Origin of the sequence: Okeania sp. SIO2C9, from assembly GCF_010672455.1 — a bacterium.
In the GTDB taxonomy this organism is placed as follows: Bacteria; Cyanobacteriota; Cyanobacteriia; order Cyanobacteriales; family Microcoleaceae; genus Okeania.
In genome coordinates this window covers 60,120-76,009 of the sequence record NZ_JAAHGO010000006.1, presented here as the reverse complement: position 1 = coordinate 76,009, position 15,890 = coordinate 60,120, and the positions used below count along the sequence as shown (strand labels likewise).

Sequence of the window (15,890 nt, the reverse complement as noted above, 5' to 3'; positions counted from 1 at the left end):
CGCCAGGAATTGGAAAAAAATTACAGCCAACAATTAGAGCATTGACTTAATCAAAGAATAACGATATAATAAGTTATAAAGCATACTATTAGACTAAGTTTGTTCACAAGTAAATGAAATCCATTAGAACCAAGCTCAAACTTAATAACAAGCAGAAAACTCTGATGGCTCAACACGCAGGCTACAGTAGGTGGTGTTACAACTGGGGTTTAAGCTTGTGGAATGTTGCTTATAAAAATGGTTACAAGCCCAATGCCCGTAAGCTAAGAGAGGTTTTTACCAACCATACAAAGCCTTTATACCCTTGGATGAAAAACTTGTCATCTAAAGTTTACCAATATGCTTTCATAAATTTAGGTGAAGCATTCAAAAGGTTCTTTAAAGGATTAGGAAAACACCCAAAGTTTAAAAAGAAGGGTAAACATGATTCATTCACAATAGATAATTGTGGAAAACCAATAGAATTAAATGGATGGAATCATAAATTACCTTTTATCGGTATTGTTAAGACTTATGAACCCATTGAGGCGACAACCAAAAAAATCACCATTAGTAGACTTGCAGGTGATTGGTATCTTAGCTGTAGCTATGAATTTAATGCAACAACTACACCCAAAAAAACTGATGTTATAGGAGTAGATTTAGGAGTAAAAACATTAGCTACTTTGAGTGATGGGAAAATATTTGAGAGCGTGAAATCGTATCGGAGATTTGAAGCTAAATTATCTCGACTGCAATATCTACATCGTCATAAAAAGATTGGCTCTGCTAATTGGAAAAAAGCACAACTGAAGATAGCCAGGTTGCATAGAAAAGTAGCTAACATCCGCAAAGACGCACTTCATAAATTGACAACATACTTAGCCAAAAACCACGGCATTGTGTCAATTGAAGATTTGAATGTCAGGGGAATGTTGCGCAATCATAAGCTAGCAAAGTCTATAGCAGACCAAGGATTTTATGAGTTCAGGCGACAGCTAGAATATAAGTGCCAATGGTACGGTTCGGAGTTAGTAGTAGTTGATAGGTTTTTCCCATCGTCAAAGACTTGCTCAAACTGTGGTCACGTTCAAGATATGCCATTGAACCTGAGAACTTATGACTGCCCAGATTGTGGCATATCTATAGATAGAGATTTAAACGCCAGTATTAATTTAAGAAATGCGGTCGGCTCGGTCGTGAATGCTTGTGGATGAGTAACCGCCGACGGCCTCAGTTGAAGCAGGAAGTAAACATCAAATTGTTACGCTATGTGACGGTTTGTATCGGTTTTATGGAGCAGCGAATAGTTCTCTTTGGGTAGCTACATTGCCCCACCCACAACCTTGACACAATCCTCAAATTTGGTATAAAATATTGACAACTTCTCAACTGGAGTCAGCTAATGGAAAGCATAATCATTACTCTACCAGACTCTGAGCGAGTCTATATAGAAGAACAAATACGACTCGGCGGTTATAGTAACGCCAGCGAGTATTTTAGCAACTTAGTCCGGCAAGAGCGAGAACGCCAAGCTAAAGAACGACTGGAAACCATGTTAATAGAAGGCATAGAATCAGGACCTGCCGAACCAATGACTGCAGCAGACTGGGAGGAAATTCGTCGAACAGTAGGAAAACTAGAGTGCCACCCTCAACTAAAAGAAATAATTGCCAAAACTCGTTTGGGATTGGAAAATATTTACGGCGAACAATTGGATAGACTTATTCTCTTTGGCTCCCAAGCAAGAGGTGATGCCAGACCAGACTCAGATATAGACCTTCTTATCGTTCTCAAAAATCCCTTCGACTACTCCACTGAAAGCGATCGTATTAGTTATTTGATTGCTGATATCTGCTTAGAACATACTGTCGTTATTAACAGTGTATTTGCGACACTTCAAAAGTATCAAGAATATGATGGCGGTTTATTTCGCAATATTCGGCAAGAGGGAATCCCGGTATGACTCCCAAGCAGCAAAAACTACTGGAAAAAGCTGACCAAACGTTGCAAGCAGCACGAGTTTTAAAAGACCAAGGATTTTTTGATTCTGCTACTTCTCGTGGTTACTATGGGATGTTTTACATTGCAACCGCATTTTTAGAAGGAGAAAAGTTATCTTATTCTCGCCACTCTGCAGTTATTGCTAGTTTTGGTCAAAATTTTGCCAGACCGAAGCGGGTGCCTATAGAATTTCATCGTTATCTAATTGACGCTCAAAACATTCGATTAAAAGCAGATTATGATGTAAATGCACAAATCACACAAACAGACTCATCACAAACAATAGATCGTGCTGAAGAAATGCTTAACTTTGCCTTAGCAAATATTGACTCTCTTCCTCCTCCATCTCCATAAGCGATCGCTCCCAAAAACTCAAAACCCAAACAGAAATTTGCATAACTAATACCCACCCTGGTAAAATATTCAAAAACCACTCTCAGTATTCCCTCATGCCAGCTAGAGACGCTTACCATGCCAACTTAATTAACGCCCTGGTCAAAGATAACTGGAACATAACCGACGACCCTTACATTATGAAGTGGGGGTCTAGGGATATGTATGTCGATTTGGGTGCTTCTTTACTTCTGGCAGCAGAAAAAGAAGAGGTAAAAATAGCAGTAGAACTGAAAAGTTTTACAAGCCGTTCCCCAATGAACGATCTAGAAAATGCGGTCGGTCAATATATCGTTTACCATGACGTACTCAAGAAAATAGAGCCAGAAAGAATTCTCTACTTAGCAGTAGATGTAAAACCTTATGAGGGGATATTCAGCGAACCCATTGGTGAATTAATGCTAGCAAACCAACGCTTAAATTTATTAGTTTTCAATAAATCAGAGGAGGTAATTATTGAATGGATACCATCCGTAAATATCAACAAATAATCGAGAAAATAATCGGCGACTATGGTCAATTGCGCTATTCCTATAGCGAAGTAGAAAGAAAAACGGTTTTTGACCGAGAACAGAACCATTATCTATTAATGATTCTGGGAGTAGAGGGTCATAAAATGGTTCATGGTTGCATACTTCATCTGGAAATCAAAGGCGATAAAATTTGGATTCATCGCGACGGAACTGAAGATGGTATAGCAGGAGAATTATTAGCAGCAGGAGTGCCAAAAGAAAAAATTGTTTTAGGATTTTATCATCCAGAAACACGGGAATTAACCGAATTTGCAGTTAGTTAATTTGAAGATATATCGCCCCTCCCCTATTCCCAAAAAACAACCAACCACAAAAAAACAAAGACTAAGCAATCGCTACTTAAAGAGTCAATTTTTACTAATTTATCAATGTCTTACAGCCAATTTACAATCGAACAAATAAAATCAGAATTTGGCATTTTACTCTCAGAAAAAAACGGCATATTTGCTAAACTTCCAGAATCACAATACAGCAAATTTTTATCAGAAACTCTGGATTATAATATTCCATTAGCTCTGTCAATTAATTCAGAAAAATCTCGTTCTGAACTGATAATTATGCCTATCCTAATTGAACTAAAAAAACAATTATCAAATCAAATCAGTCTATTTTCTGGCAAAGAATTTACTGTCGATTCTCAGAGAGGTTTAAATGGATTTTGTGACTTTATGATTAGTAAATCCCCCGAACAGTTAATTATCGAAGCTCCAGTTGTTACTTTAGTGGAGGCAAAAAATGATAATCTAGAAACAGGTTTGGGTCAATGTATGGCAGAGATGATTGCTGCTCAGTTATTTAATCAGCAAAAAGGAAATGAAGTTAAAAAAATTTATGGAGTTATTACAACGGGTAGTCTCTGGAAATTTATGGAGCTAGAAGGTCAAACTATTACTATTGATATCAATGAATATTTTTTAGGAAATTTAGGTCAGATTATCGGGATTCTGAAAAGTTTTATTAAAATGGAAGATTCAACATAAATGTAAGCATTTCCTGCGGAATGCGGAGCTAACAGCCATCAGCATTCAGCTATCAGCTATTGATTAGAGGAGGAAGTAAAAGCAATTGAAAAATTGAGAGAGAATTAAAAGTTACTGCCAATGTACGCTCATTCAACCTTAGAAGGAATTATATCATGTTCGGATAATCAGTTATAAAAAAAACTTTTGGCCTTGAACCTTTCTTTCCCTTCTGCCTTCTGCCTTCCTTCCTCCAAAGTGTCAGTATTCAACCGAACATAATATTATTAATTATTTGCTGTTTGGGTAGCATCCCGCAGGGAAGCGCTGACTGCTAAGAGGTGAATGCTTACACATAAATTTATGATAGTTTGCAGGTATTTGCCAAATACTAATCTGAACAAACAAAAAACTTTTAGCCTTCCTTTTCCATAACTAAACATTCAACAAATTATTAACAAAATTTCAACAGAAAAATATAACAAAAAAATAAAGTTTGAAAACTTACCTTTTAAAGGTATGATAAAGAATAAACTTTAGTATTTCAATCCTCTGGCTAAACCCAGAGCTGCTGATAACTGATAACTAATAACTAATAACTGAAATGACTTACACTCATAGATTAGCAACTCCAGAAGATAGTCAAGCAATAGCACCCCTCTGGGCAGAATTTGCTACCGAGCGAGCTACTATCGACCCATCAATGAAACTAAAACCCAACTTTGATTATGAAAAATATGTCAGCAATCAACTCAATAAACCTCTATCTTATTGTTATATTTTAGAAGCTCAAACTAACAATCTAAATCAAATAGTTGGCTGTATATTTATCTATTTCTACGATGAAGCACCTCCTCCTACCTTACCAGCAGAATTTTTAGAAGAACACGAACTAGAAAATCCCTTTTTACCTCGACGTATCGGTTCAGTTTTAGGAATGTACGTTCAACCAGAACATCGTCAACCAGAAAATATTCAACTCTTAGCAAATACGGCAATTAAAAAAGCACAAGAAATGGAAGTAAGTGATATTGACTTATTAATTGCTGCCGACCAAAAAGGTATACAAGCATTATTGAAACGTTCTGGTTTTACACCTACAGCAGTTCAATTTAGCAAACATTATGAAATTTTACCTAATACTAATTCACCTAATTTACATCCGCCTCATCCAGAATTAGATGTACCAGAACCACCATTACCAGGTGCAATTCCTTTAAGAGACCCTAAAACAAATGAATTGGTTTATAATAATCAAGATAAACCTGTATTTATTTATCCCATTACTGATAGTAGTGAGCAGTTAATTAAAACATCAAAAAACCTACCTATTTATCCTACTCCCTTGCGAGACCCACAAACTCAAGATTGGGTATTTGATGCTAATGGAGAGTTAGTAGTAAGTCCAATTTTTAAGGATGATAAAGGTGAAATATTTGAGCATCAAGGTATGGTTCAATTTCATCCTCCTAGTTATAAAATGCAGGGTGGAAAGTTAGTTTTAGAAAGAAATGATGCTGGTAATTATCTATTTCTTGATGTAGAACGAGATAGTCAAGGTAATATTGTTTTATCACCAGAAGGTCTACCTATTTTTCAACAAAATTCTCTCAATTAAATATATATTAGAATTCAGGATTCAACCCACCCCTAACCCCTCCGGTGGAGGGGAAGTCAGGAGTCAGGAGGGAAGAAAGAATAAGAAAGATTTGCTAATTTCTGAAGATGAAACATTTTTTATACCAAATCAAGTTGATTTGATATCCTATTAATAGGACTTATACCAATTTTAAAAAAGAATCTTACGAATAATAAGTGTAGAGAATTTCCGACCTAAAAACTGGTATTAAAACCATTCATTCTGACTCATTCCTCCTGAGTTCCCCTCCTGGCAGTGGTTAGGGGTGGGTTTACTCCTAATATCAAATCCGGTTGAATAGTTATTAGAGTTGTTGGGAGTGGGGGAGTGGGGGAGTGGGTCCGATTAAATATTGAAGTAATTATAGAATTATCAACATATACTATATAACCGGATTCTATATAAGAAATAGCCTAACTATTTGTAGCAAACAGTTATCAAATTTGAGAAATTGAAAAAATGCAGATATCATCTCCCATCGATCAACTCACTGAAAAAGCAAAACAGGTACTCAATGAAATTACCTATCTCACTTTAGCAACAGTAGATAAATCAGGACACCCTTGGAACTCACCTGTCTATTACGGTTTTGATCAAGATTACACATTTTATTGGTCATCATGGATAGAAAATCAGCACTCTCAAAATATTATTAATAATGGGCAGGTTTTTGCAGTTGTTTATGATTCAACAGCATTGAGTGGAGAGGGATTTGGTGTTTATTTCAAAGGTATAGCTGAAGTTATTGAAGTAGAAGACAAAATATTCAATAAAGCAATTGATACTATCTACACAAAAAATGGCAAACCAAAAAGAGACAAAAAATATTTTCTTAACTCAGGACTGCGGCGTTTATTCCGGTTCATGCCAACAACTATTTGGGTTAATGTGAAAGAACCTTATGAGGATTATTTTCTTGATAAAAGAGTAGAGATTACTCAAGAAATAAAACAATAAAAAAAAGCCCATGTTGCGGGCTTATTGTAAATCTTGACATACTCCCGACGTTGCCCTTACGGGACAACGCGGGATTCTTCAGTCTGGGAAACCCTGACCGCTGTTTAGACAGAGGTGATGTCCTCCCCCTGTGTTGTGCCTTATAATAACAAAATGTACCTAGCTTGTCAAGGGCATATGAACGTTTAGCTTATGAAGGTATCCGAGCGTTAGCAAATGGCCATTCGCCCCTACTTGCTATTCCAATATCTCGAAAGATTGAACTTCCAATACTGGACCAATCATTGCGATCGTCATCACATCATCTCGCACCACACCTGTAATGCTTACCTTCAGGTCAGACTGACATAGCTCAGGAGGAGCATCCTTCAACTCATAAGTCACATCATCAGTTACTAACGCCCAAGTACCAGTACCAAATCCTTTCTTTTCCACAGTACCAGTTACCGTAATACTACTCATGCTAATTTGTCCTCTGTTCTAATTGCCAAACGTGCTAAACCTAAACATAAAAAGGCATTCACAACTAGGAAAATTTGAGCAGCAAAACCAGAACCTAATCCCCAAACTGCCGGATCTACAACTGCACTCACAGCCAAACAACTAGTAACACCAATAGTAGTGCCGATCGCTAACCACTTCCATTGCTGATTTCCTAATAACAACACAATTAATAATGCTGGAATCAAAACACTAGCAAAAATGGGATTCAAAATGCCACTACCTTGAATAGCTCCACCGACTTCAGGTAGGGAGCTACCCATCACACGCATCGGCCATTGTGGTAAGTCGAAGACATAGAAGCCACGGAGGAAAAATAACCCACTGCTACCAGCAACTAATCCTGTATGGAGAGGGAAACTCCAACTGAAAGGGAAATAATTCCGCAGAAACCAAGCTAATATATAAGACCCCAAGACCATTGCCAACTTCGGTAACAATGCCACAGCACCACCATCAAGCCAAAAACCAGGACTGAGATACCCATTATCATGCAACCACCGGAAGAAGTCGCGGAAAGTAATTTGACCTTTTATTGCCAACTTCACTGCAGCAGCAGCATCTAACTGACCTGCACCAAAATGATTTAGTGGGTCTTCCTTGACAACTCTGGCAGATTTTTTGAGAATGTTGCCAATTTCCTCTGGGTCTTCAATACCACTAGCTTTGATTAATGCTGCCACACCTGCAACGTGGGGAGACGCCATGCTGGTACCTTGGAAGGAAGCAAATATAGTCTTACCATTTTCTGGGTTAATGGTTTCTTGCAAAATACCACCAGCTTCATTTTTGCCAGAAGTTGAGCCACCAGGAGCAGAAATATCAACTCCTGCACCAAAGTTAGAATAGGAAGCTTTTTCTCCACTTGAGTCAGTAGCAGAGACACCGATAACATGGGGATAACGAGCGGGATAACTTGCTGAATTTTGCCCAGAGTTGCCCGCAGCAGCAATAATGACTACGCCTTTACTATGAGCATAGTTGATAGCTTCCTTCATTATTTGGCTTTCACCGCCACCACCAAGACTCATATTGATGATATCTGCACCATTGTCAGCAGCAAATTTTATAGATTCGGCAATATCGGAAACTGTACCGCCACCACTAGCAGATAATACTTTTAAAGGCATAATGCTAGCTTCGTAGGCGATACCTGCTACGCCATATTCGTTATTGGTGGATTGGGCAATAGTCCCTGCAACGTGACTGCCGTGACCATTATCGTCGGTGGCTAAAGTCCGGTCGTTAACAAAATCGTAGCCAGTAACGAATTTAGTTTTTTGCAGGTCGGGAACTCTGGTGACTCCTGTATCGATCACCGCTACAGTTACGCCGTCGCCTTTTGTTTCATTCCATGCTTCCTCCACATTTATGCTGCGGAGGTTCCATTGTTTCCCGTACATAGGGTCGTTGGGAACGCCGTTAGCGCCCTCAAAAATGATAGCATTAGCGCTATAAACATAGTTAGGTTCTATGTATTCAGTATATTTGCTTAGAGAGCTTTTCAGTTCTTTGAGCAGTTGGCGATCGCCCTTGACAATATATACATTATCTGATATAGAAAATTCACTATTTAGACGAGGACTGACTTGGTATTGTTCGGAGATTGTCTTAATTTCATCGACAATTTTAGTAACTCCGATATCTTCACGGAAGTCTAGAACAATTGAGTCATAGACTCCTTTATTGGCCAAACCAGAGAAATTAGATAAGGCCCAACCAAGCCCAATTAAAAATAAGCAGACAAACAGAAATTTTTTCATTGCTTGAGATATCCACTAGATTGAAGGCTTTTTTACTACGATAGCTCAGAGTTTGCAGTATTGGAGGTATTGGGCGGAAATGTGGCATTGGTCAATTCCCAGGATGAAACTTGTATGGACAATCCCCCACTGGTAATTTCGGCGTTGATAATTTGAGGTATGATATCATGTCCGGATAAAAGCGCTATAGAACCCCTAAGCGTATCTTCATAAATATCAAGTTTTTTTAGCTAGGAGACAGGAGACAGGAGGGAAGATGTGGGTTCGTGATCATACAAAAAATTGGTGGTGGTGCATAGTAATGGTAGAGAGTGTGTGGGGAGTGCGGGAGATGGGGAGATGGGGAGATGGGGAGATGGGGGGATGGGGAGTGCGGGAGAAATTAAAAAAGATATATCTTCACCATTACCATGCAGGACTACCAAAAAATTCAACACTCCTTCATATGATTTTTCCTCACTCATTGATGCGCGAAAAGACTTGACTACCATAATTATATAGCTATCAAATGGGTTCTATAGAACTTCGTTCCCTTTACGCCACGAAAAAACTTTCTCCTTATGCTTCTTCTTTCTTCTCTCCTGACTCCTAACTTCCCCTCCTGGGAGGGGCGCGCGGGTGGGTTGACTCCTAAGTAATTAAGATTAATATCATACATGCGCTTTACCAACGCCGTATGCCAAGTGTTACCCGAAATCAAAGATTAGTTTTAAGCTGTGGAGAGTAGAATTTAACTTCTTTTGCTGGAAAAATAGGACGTTTCAAAGAAAAAGGATTCATACCATTACGCATAGCAGTAATTAAACCTGCGGCTTCTAAATATGATTCCACTTCAATCAGGTTGGGTAGTTGCATTATTGTTTGATTAACATTTAAGATTGTCCGGTTTTCTTTGACCGCAATAACTGGTATGTTATGTAATTGTGCAGCTAATACAGGTATTCCACCTAATGCCGAAGCTGGCACAACAACAGCACCAATATCATTGATAGTAATAGTTTCAGCACGTGCGTCTTTGATGTCAACAATCAGAGGAGCATTGTGTAATCCCTTTAATACACAAAAATAGTGTGGAGTGGAGATAAATTCTGCAGAAGAGCGCGGATTTTCAACCGACTGATATTTAACATCTTGATAATAAGGTAAAGGAGCATGAGCTGTGGGTACTCTGAAGATTTTTGACAATAAATGAGTAATTATTGCTTCTACTGCCCCTGATGGATTAGGAATGTTACCAGCAATATGTTTTTCACACATTTCCTTCGTTACACCATGTATTACAGACACCACTCCGAGAGCATCTATTCTTTGGTTTAGCAAAGCTTCGGCAGTTTCCAGTAGCACTTCAGGATTAGTAATTGTACCACTGGCACAACCTGTAGATGTCCACTCAATCTTTACTCCAAAATCTATGCTAGGAATTGTGTAAGTATCACAATTAAAACCACCTACCGCCATACCCGCATTTAGTACATGAATCACTTGATCTAATAAATGATTACCTGTAGGATCGATAATAGTTCCTATGCGATTAGGTGAAATATGGCGTTCAAGTCCGATTTCTCCTAACATAAAATCGTCTAAAGTTTTCCCTTCAATATATAAAGTATTTTTACTTAATTCATTGATTTCAGATGCATTAACAGCATTGGGATGAGTGAGGACAAAATCACAGCAACTTGACAAAAGATTAGTAACAGGAGTAGCATCACCAGCATATCCACCAAAACTACAATTAATTCCGGTAGGAATAATTTGGACAATTCCAAATTTTTCTAAAGGAGTATGAGTTCTGGGAGTAGAATACAATAAAGAATTAATATTGAGTCGTGAAAACCATTTTTCTTCTGGATTAATCTCTACAACTGTCAATTCTAAAATACAGTCATTTTCAGTAGTAGCAACAATAGCAAATCTCAATGGATAAAGATTTTTTTCTTGCAGTTCTAACCACAAAGGTTTGAGAGCATCTAGCCATAATAAGTCTTGATCTATAGGCCACTTGCGTACAATATTTTTAATAATCAATTATTACCTCGTTGTTTTGAATTGGAGTTTAGACTAAAGCTTGAATAATTATTCAATTCCGGGGACGGATTGAGATCATTGATCTTAAAATCAATTAATAGTCTAAATCAATTAATAGTCTAAACTCCAGTACTTAGAACGAATCGCACACCTTGTAAAGTTTTGTAAAATTTACCCGTTTTTTGGCCAGAATTCATAAGAAATCCATATTGGCTTTGGGAATGGGCGATTTGGTAGGTGTAGCAAGATTATTTTTAACTAACAAATATTGCCCTTGAGGGTGCTATTTCCAACTTTGTCCGGATTTCTCTTGTAAATGGGGGAAACAGTAATTAAATCGATAGAGCATAAGTAAAATCAAGTTTCTGAGCTAATTCAGGCTACTTTTTAAGAAAAAGAAACTTGGAGTTAATACCAACAGTTAGAACCTAAAGTTTTCTAAGTCACTATGAGACAAATATTTTGGCTCAGTTGGATTGCCCTGGGAACAATGCTGAGTGTAAATCTACCTGTTGTATCACAGGAAATTGCACCTGATATCAGAGATAGTAATAAAGATTCAATTTTAGAACAATTTAAGAAAGGGGATAAGAATACTCTGATTTTTGGAGTTAGGTCTGACTCCTATCCTATTAGTTATAAAGAGAATGATAGCTGGAGAGGCTTCTGTGTAGAGTTGGCTGGGATTTTGAAAGACGAATTGGGAAAATTAAAAGGAATTGAACCTAATCAGAATTCGATAAAAATTGTGTATAAAGATATTAGCGCAAGAGAAATAGAAAAAGAAAGATTTGATATCTTAAGAAATAAAAACATTGATATTGAATGTGGTCCAAATAGTATTCCCGGAAAAGTAAGTGACGATAATTTTTTTCATCCAAGGTATCAAAACATTATTTTTTCTGAGCCTTTTTTTGTGACAGGGACAAGACTTTTGATCAAAAAAGATCAGCTAGATAAAGTTAATAAAAATCCTCTTTTTGAAGGGGAACCTATTGGTGTTATAAAAAATACAACGACATATTCAGTCCTTAAAAATGTCTATCGACTAGCCAATCGGAAGTCTCCTAATCCTCCTACAAGAAAGAACGGAATAGAATATTTGAAGAAAGAATCAGTTATAGCATATGCTACTGATAGCTTAATTTTGGAAGCAGAATTAGAAAGAAAAAAGTATTTAGATAACCCAGATAATTACTATTTATATCCTGAAAATAACTTTTTAAGTATTGAACCCTATGGACTCGCGTTTCATGATAGTGAGAAAGAATGGCGTGATTTCGTCGATAGAGTGCTTCAAACTCCTGGAGCAGAAAGAATTATTGAAGAGCTACTAGAAAACAAGTACGACAGCATCTCAAACCTAATCGAAAGAGAAGAAAATGATACTAGATATCTTGAGACGGTTGAATTAGCTTCCAAAGTATTATCCATAATTTTAGTTGTAACTGTTTTAGTTGCATTCATTTGGTTAATTCGTTATTTACGTTTAAAAGCTCAAACAGCAGAAATAATTTTTGATGAGGAAGACGAGTTTGACTGGAATGCTTTTATCTACACCTTTAAAATGGTACAAGTTGAACATGATGTTGTGCTTCTAGCCATTAATAATGAACTCAGTATCAAAGACAACAATGATCTATCTTTTCAGGTGGGTTTATATAAAAGTCATTTAAAAAAAGAAAAATTCATAAAGCAGTTTAGATCTAAGTACGAATTAGCACTTGAAGACGTCAAGAAGCATTATAAGCTAGACATAAAGGAAGCTCAAAGTCATGGTCAGAGTCTCAAGACTTTTCAGACTAAGCATCCACAAACAAAAACACTCAATGACCTTATAGACAGGTTAAGTATTAATATATTAGCAAGTCAACCACTCAATATAGGAGCAAATTCTATGACTAACGATAATACTAAAACATTTAATACCCACCAAGAAGGAGTAAACATTGCTAACAACGATAGCGTAGTCAAAGATAATGCTAGTCAAAAAGCTAATCAACATAACTACACTCCAGAACAAAAACAATCACTAGCAGAAGCTGCTACAGAAATCCAAGAACTTCTAGATCAACTTTCAGAAACCTACAGTGCAACAGAAGCTGAACAAAAAGCAGCAGAAGATCTAGCTAGCAGAGCAAAAAAAGACCCTTCCCTCAGAAACAACCTCAAAAACTGGAGTCGGTCTATCCTGACAAAAAGCACTGAAGCTGGGGCAATAGAATTTGGCAAAGAAGCAGCAAAACGAGTCATTCCCATGGCTCTTAGTTTCCTTTGATGTAGCTTGGCTAGTAGGGGTGGGAACATAGAAGACATAACACCCCTCAAATTCAACTTTGATACTTGCTTTCCCTTGTTGCAAGTGCTCGTGTTTTTGTTTGATTTTATTCTGCCTTATGTCTCCTGCCTTACTACCACAATAAATTTTAACGCCGACCTACTTATTATAATTTCTGAGCAGTGACAAAAAGTAACTGCCAATGTAAATGAACACCTGCTGAATCTTGAGTAACTGGTAAGTATTCAAAAATCACTTGATAAACTTCATTTAAAGTCGCTTTTGTCATTCTAAACAAGTTTTTACAATATGAAATCATGCTTGGTTCATCGGGAAAATTCCATGTATAGTATTCAACTTTTTCTGTGACGTTAATAAATCCAACTTCTTCTAATTGTTGAGAAACTTCATCTTCTCGGATAAACATACCATCGTGACCAATATCACTGTAGTAATCAACAGGATTATTTAAAAATTGTGCCGGAGGACTTTCTTCTAAAACATCACCAATAACTAAAATCCCTCCAAATTTCAGAATACGAAAAGCTTCTTTGTAAAAAGCTAATTTATTTTGTTGATGATGAATACCTGCTAAACAACCAACACGATCAAACTCTTGATTTGGAACTAAAATATTAGAGAGGGAACTTTTAATGACAAAATACTTTTTTTTGAGAATATCAACAAATGCTTGTGAATTCTCGATGCAGGTTATATCTACATTGCCATTTAAACTTTCAAAAACTCCATCTGCAAGATAACCACTACCTGCCGAAATATCACAAAACTTGATATTTTCTTTTAACTTTAAGCGGGCGATCGCACATTCTCTTTCTAGAAAACGAGCTTGAGGAATTTGTGTACTAGCAAGATCGAATAACCCTACTCGTGTACTTGTATATTTGGCTGCACGATTATCAAATTTATCCATAGATTTTCATTAAAATTAATTAAATGTAGAAAGCATAAAATTAGGGGAAACATTGGAACATAATACCAATTCACTTTAGAGATGTCACAAATAGTTTCAAATCTTAGATTTGAAATAATTTCCTCAAATTACTTTAGTCTCAAAGTTTGGATCCTATAAAATCTTACTTTTTACTTTTGACTTTTGACTGTCAGATGTGCGTCTTACATTCTGAGGGGGCCTCAGAATTACGCACTCGCTTTTGAATTCCGTGAAACGGTAATGTAGAAAGCATAAAATTAGGGAAACATTGGAACATAATACCAATTCACTTTAGAGATGTCACAAATAGTTTCAAATCTAAGATTTGAAATAATTTCCTCAAATTACTTTAGTCTCAAAGTTTGGATCCTGTAAAATCTTACTTTTTACTTTTTACTTTTTACTTTTTACTTTTGAATTCCGTGAAACGGTTAAGATACCACAAAAATCTTACTCAGTCATCGACCAGAAAACCAGCATTTCATAGTAACTAATATTTTTTTCCATCTACGAGGAACAAACTTTTCTAAAAAAGCTAAAATTTGATTACGACGAATTGATTGATTTAAGACTTTAACCCAAGACTCCTGTTTATTAACTATTTTTACTGCTCTTGCTACTGATTTTAAAGCATCTAATCCTCCTCCCTTTACTCTAAGGTTTAAAATTTGTCGATCGCTAACATCTTCTGGAAAACAAGGAGGTAATCCATAATCTAATGCTCTAAAAATCAGAATATTACGAATACACTTTTCACAACGACAACAGTTCCTATCTTTTTGTTCTCCTTGCCAACAAACTCTAAGATTTTCAACTGCTTCAGGCCAATCTAAAAGTTGCTGTATCTTTTCAAATCTACTAGCAATAGCACCATCATAGAAAATTTTGCAAGCTTCGCTTGATAATAGTGGATCTGTAATAGCATTAGAACCATAAGGAAAAGTCGTAGTCCGGTAAGTATAGGAAGCAGGAATAAGTCCTATTGCATAACGTTTAGTAAATAGATGAAGACAAGATGCAATCCCTGTACCAAAAATATCTTCCCATGGAAGTTCGATCGCTTGCCGAAAATTGGTTGCTACTGAAATTAATTCTAAATCCAAACTGGAAGTCATTTTTTTGCTTCTCAAAAAAGCTCTTTTAAAGACATCTTCTTCCTGAATAGGAATATCAAAACCATGGATCATTAGACTTGCTTGTAAATTACGCTTTCTTCTGCCACAAATTCCTTTTACATGACGATAAGCGGTAAAACAACTATCTACACCTCCCGAAAAAGCCGAAATAGCAATTTCTTTTTCTACAATTTTTTCTTGTTCTTTTTCTATATTTGCATTGATGCTAATTCTTCTATAAATATTCGGTCGCCAAGAAGACCATACAGCTTGAAATTCCTCTAAATTATCTAATAAAGAAGGGGAAACTTGGCCATGAATGATTAAATCGTGTCCTCGACTCATTGCTAGAAAAATTGTTGCAATAACAAAAGGATCGCAGCTATCTGTCAAATATTCTTGATATTTGCTCGGAAGACGATACCAAAGAGCTTGACGTTTATTATTAGGGTATTCAAGGGTAATGCTTAATTTAGCAAAACCATCTATCGTTTGTGTTTCTTCTTGCCAGAGATGAATCTTATTAATTATCATCTAAATCTACTAAATTTTAATTTCAAGGATTTTTTGGTGTTGCTGATTCTGGGTATGATTTTGCCCCCCTAGCCCCCCAACTTTGGGGGGAATAAAACTCTAACAGTCCCCCAAAATTGGGGGATTTAGGGGGCTTGAACAGAACCAAACAATCACGCATTCATACTTCAATTCAGCAACGCCGATTTTTTTTAGGAGCACTTGCCAAATCATTATAGACTGACTTATTAACTAGGGATTTGCCTTTAATCTACC

At 36.7% G+C, this 15,890-nt stretch carries 15 protein-coding genes; 10 read left to right on the top strand and 5 right to left on the bottom strand.

The window, feature by feature from the left end:
• Nucleotides 1-113: 113 nt before the first annotated feature.
• The 8 genes from F6K23_RS06310 (at nt 114) to F6K23_RS06275 (ending at nt 6,464) form a co-directional block, all read left to right on the top strand.
• Entirely contained in the window at nt 114-1,196 is a 1,083-nt protein-coding gene (locus tag F6K23_RS06310) for an RNA-guided endonuclease TnpB family protein (RefSeq protein WP_293152159.1), read from the top strand.
• 188 nt (nt 1,197-1,384) lie between these two features.
• Nucleotides 1,385-1,945 carry a nucleotidyltransferase domain-containing protein gene (locus F6K23_RS06305; RefSeq protein ID WP_293152156.1) on the top strand — a complete coding sequence of 187 codons (561 nt, stop codon included), beginning with the start codon at nt 1,385-1,387 and terminating at the stop codon, nt 1,943-1,945.
• Nucleotides 1,942-2,337, top strand: coding sequence for a HEPN domain-containing protein (locus F6K23_RS06300; RefSeq protein WP_293152153.1), 396 nt, complete (start codon nt 1,942-1,944; stop codon nt 2,335-2,337). The genes F6K23_RS06305 and F6K23_RS06300 overlap by 4 nt, the downstream gene beginning before the upstream one ends.
• Nucleotides 2,338-2,432: 95 nt before the next feature.
• Nucleotides 2,433-2,867 carry an element excision factor XisH family protein gene (locus tag F6K23_RS06295; RefSeq protein WP_293152150.1) on the top strand — a complete coding sequence of 145 codons (435 nt, stop codon included), beginning with the start codon at nt 2,433-2,435 and terminating at the stop codon, nt 2,865-2,867.
• Nucleotides 2,837-3,172, top strand: a complete 336-nt coding sequence (locus F6K23_RS06290) for a XisI protein (RefSeq protein ID WP_293152147.1) — start codon at nt 2,837-2,839, stop codon at nt 3,170-3,172. Before F6K23_RS06295 ends, F6K23_RS06290 begins: the two co-directional genes overlap by 31 nt.
• 105 nt (nt 3,173-3,277) lie before the next feature.
• On the top strand, nt 3,278-3,889 hold the full coding sequence (locus tag F6K23_RS06285) for a hypothetical protein (RefSeq protein ID WP_293152144.1): 612 nt from the start codon (nt 3,278-3,280) through the stop codon (nt 3,887-3,889).
• Between the two features lie 583 nt (nt 3,890-4,472).
• Nucleotides 4,473-5,486, top strand: a complete 1,014-nt coding sequence (locus F6K23_RS06280) for a hypothetical protein (protein WP_293152141.1) — start codon at nt 4,473-4,475, stop codon at nt 5,484-5,486.
• Nucleotides 5,487-5,966: 480 nt separating this feature from the next.
• Nucleotides 5,967-6,464 carry a pyridoxamine 5'-phosphate oxidase family protein gene (locus F6K23_RS06275; protein ID WP_293152138.1) on the top strand — a complete coding sequence of 166 codons (498 nt, stop codon included), beginning with the start codon at nt 5,967-5,969 and terminating at the stop codon, nt 6,462-6,464.
• Between the two features lie 237 nt (nt 6,465-6,701).
• Here F6K23_RS06275 and F6K23_RS06270 read toward each other — a convergent pair whose 3' ends face one another.
• Entirely contained in the window at nt 6,702-6,926 is a 225-nt protein-coding gene (locus tag F6K23_RS06270) for a hypothetical protein (RefSeq protein WP_293152135.1), read from the bottom strand.
• A complete protein-coding gene (locus F6K23_RS06265; RefSeq protein ID WP_293152132.1) occupies nt 6,923-8,728 on the bottom strand; it encodes a S8 family peptidase in 1,806 nt (601 codons plus the stop codon). Before F6K23_RS06265 ends, F6K23_RS06270 begins: the two co-directional genes overlap by 4 nt.
• A 256-nt stretch (nt 8,729-8,984) precedes the next feature.
• Here F6K23_RS06265 and F6K23_RS06260 point away from each other — a divergent pair, with 256 nt between their 5' ends.
• Nucleotides 8,985-9,212 carry a hypothetical protein gene (locus F6K23_RS06260; protein ID WP_293152130.1) on the top strand — a complete coding sequence of 76 codons (228 nt, stop codon included), beginning with the start codon at nt 8,985-8,987 and terminating at the stop codon, nt 9,210-9,212.
• 212 nt (nt 9,213-9,424) lie between these two features.
• Here the strand turns inward: F6K23_RS06260 and F6K23_RS06255 are convergent, their stop codons facing one another.
• Nucleotides 9,425-10,756: a DUF3326 domain-containing protein gene (locus tag F6K23_RS06255; RefSeq protein WP_293152128.1), complete on the bottom strand. Its 1,332-nt coding sequence runs from the start codon at nt 10,754-10,756 to the stop codon at nt 9,425-9,427.
• A 448-nt stretch (nt 10,757-11,204) separates the two neighbouring features.
• Here F6K23_RS06255 and F6K23_RS06250 point away from each other — a divergent pair, with 448 nt between their 5' ends.
• Nucleotides 11,205-13,034 (top strand): transporter substrate-binding domain-containing protein, encoded by a 1,830-nt coding sequence (locus F6K23_RS06250; RefSeq protein WP_293152126.1) that lies wholly within the window; start codon nt 11,205-11,207, stop codon nt 13,032-13,034.
• A 166-nt stretch (nt 13,035-13,200) separates the two neighbouring features.
• On the opposite strand, the gene F6K23_RS06245 is transcribed toward F6K23_RS06250, so the two are convergent.
• Complete coding sequence (locus F6K23_RS06245) at nt 13,201-13,965, bottom strand: class I SAM-dependent methyltransferase (protein WP_293152124.1); 765 nt, start codon at nt 13,963-13,965, stop codon at nt 13,201-13,203.
• Nucleotides 13,966-14,444: 479 nt separating this feature from the next.
• Nucleotides 14,445-15,635 (bottom strand): hypothetical protein, encoded by a 1,191-nt coding sequence (locus F6K23_RS06240; RefSeq protein ID WP_293152121.1) that lies wholly within the window; start codon nt 15,633-15,635, stop codon nt 14,445-14,447.
• Between the last annotated feature and the right edge of the window lie 255 nt (nt 15,636-15,890).

Excerpts from the sequence above, each read along its gene's own strand:
- F6K23_RS06240 (WP_293152121.1), bottom strand. The coding sequence starts at position 15,635 with ATGATAATTAATAAGATTCATCTCTGGCAAGAAGAAACACAAACGATA.
- F6K23_RS06280 (WP_293152141.1), top strand. The coding sequence starts at position 4,473 with ATGACTTACACTCATAGATTAGCAACTCCAGAAGATAGTCAAGCAATA.
- F6K23_RS06250 (WP_293152126.1), top strand. The coding sequence starts at position 11,205 with ATGAGACAAATATTTTGGCTCAGTTGGATTGCCCTGGGAACAATGCTG.
- F6K23_RS06245 (WP_293152124.1), bottom strand. The coding sequence starts at position 13,965 with ATGGATAAATTTGATAATCGTGCAGCCAAATATACAAGTACACGAGTA.
- F6K23_RS06305 (WP_293152156.1), top strand. The coding sequence starts at position 1,385 with ATGGAAAGCATAATCATTACTCTACCAGACTCTGAGCGAGTCTATATA.
- F6K23_RS06285 (WP_293152144.1), top strand. The coding sequence starts at position 3,278 with ATGTCTTACAGCCAATTTACAATCGAACAAATAAAATCAGAATTTGGC.
- F6K23_RS06310 (WP_293152159.1), top strand. The coding sequence starts at position 114 with ATGAAATCCATTAGAACCAAGCTCAAACTTAATAACAAGCAGAAAACT.
- F6K23_RS06265 (WP_293152132.1), bottom strand. The coding sequence starts at position 8,728 with ATGAAAAAATTTCTGTTTGTCTGCTTATTTTTAATTGGGCTTGGTTGG.
- F6K23_RS06290 (WP_293152147.1), top strand. The coding sequence starts at position 2,837 with ATGGATACCATCCGTAAATATCAACAAATAATCGAGAAAATAATCGGC.
- F6K23_RS06275 (WP_293152138.1), top strand. The coding sequence starts at position 5,967 with ATGCAGATATCATCTCCCATCGATCAACTCACTGAAAAAGCAAAACAG.
- F6K23_RS06270 (WP_293152135.1), bottom strand. The coding sequence starts at position 6,926 with ATGAGTAGTATTACGGTAACTGGTACTGTGGAAAAGAAAGGATTTGGT.
- F6K23_RS06295 (WP_293152150.1), top strand. The coding sequence starts at position 2,433 with ATGCCAGCTAGAGACGCTTACCATGCCAACTTAATTAACGCCCTGGTC.
- F6K23_RS06300 (WP_293152153.1), top strand. The coding sequence starts at position 1,942 with ATGACTCCCAAGCAGCAAAAACTACTGGAAAAAGCTGACCAAACGTTG.
- F6K23_RS06260 (WP_293152130.1), top strand. The coding sequence starts at position 8,985 with ATGTGGGTTCGTGATCATACAAAAAATTGGTGGTGGTGCATAGTAATG.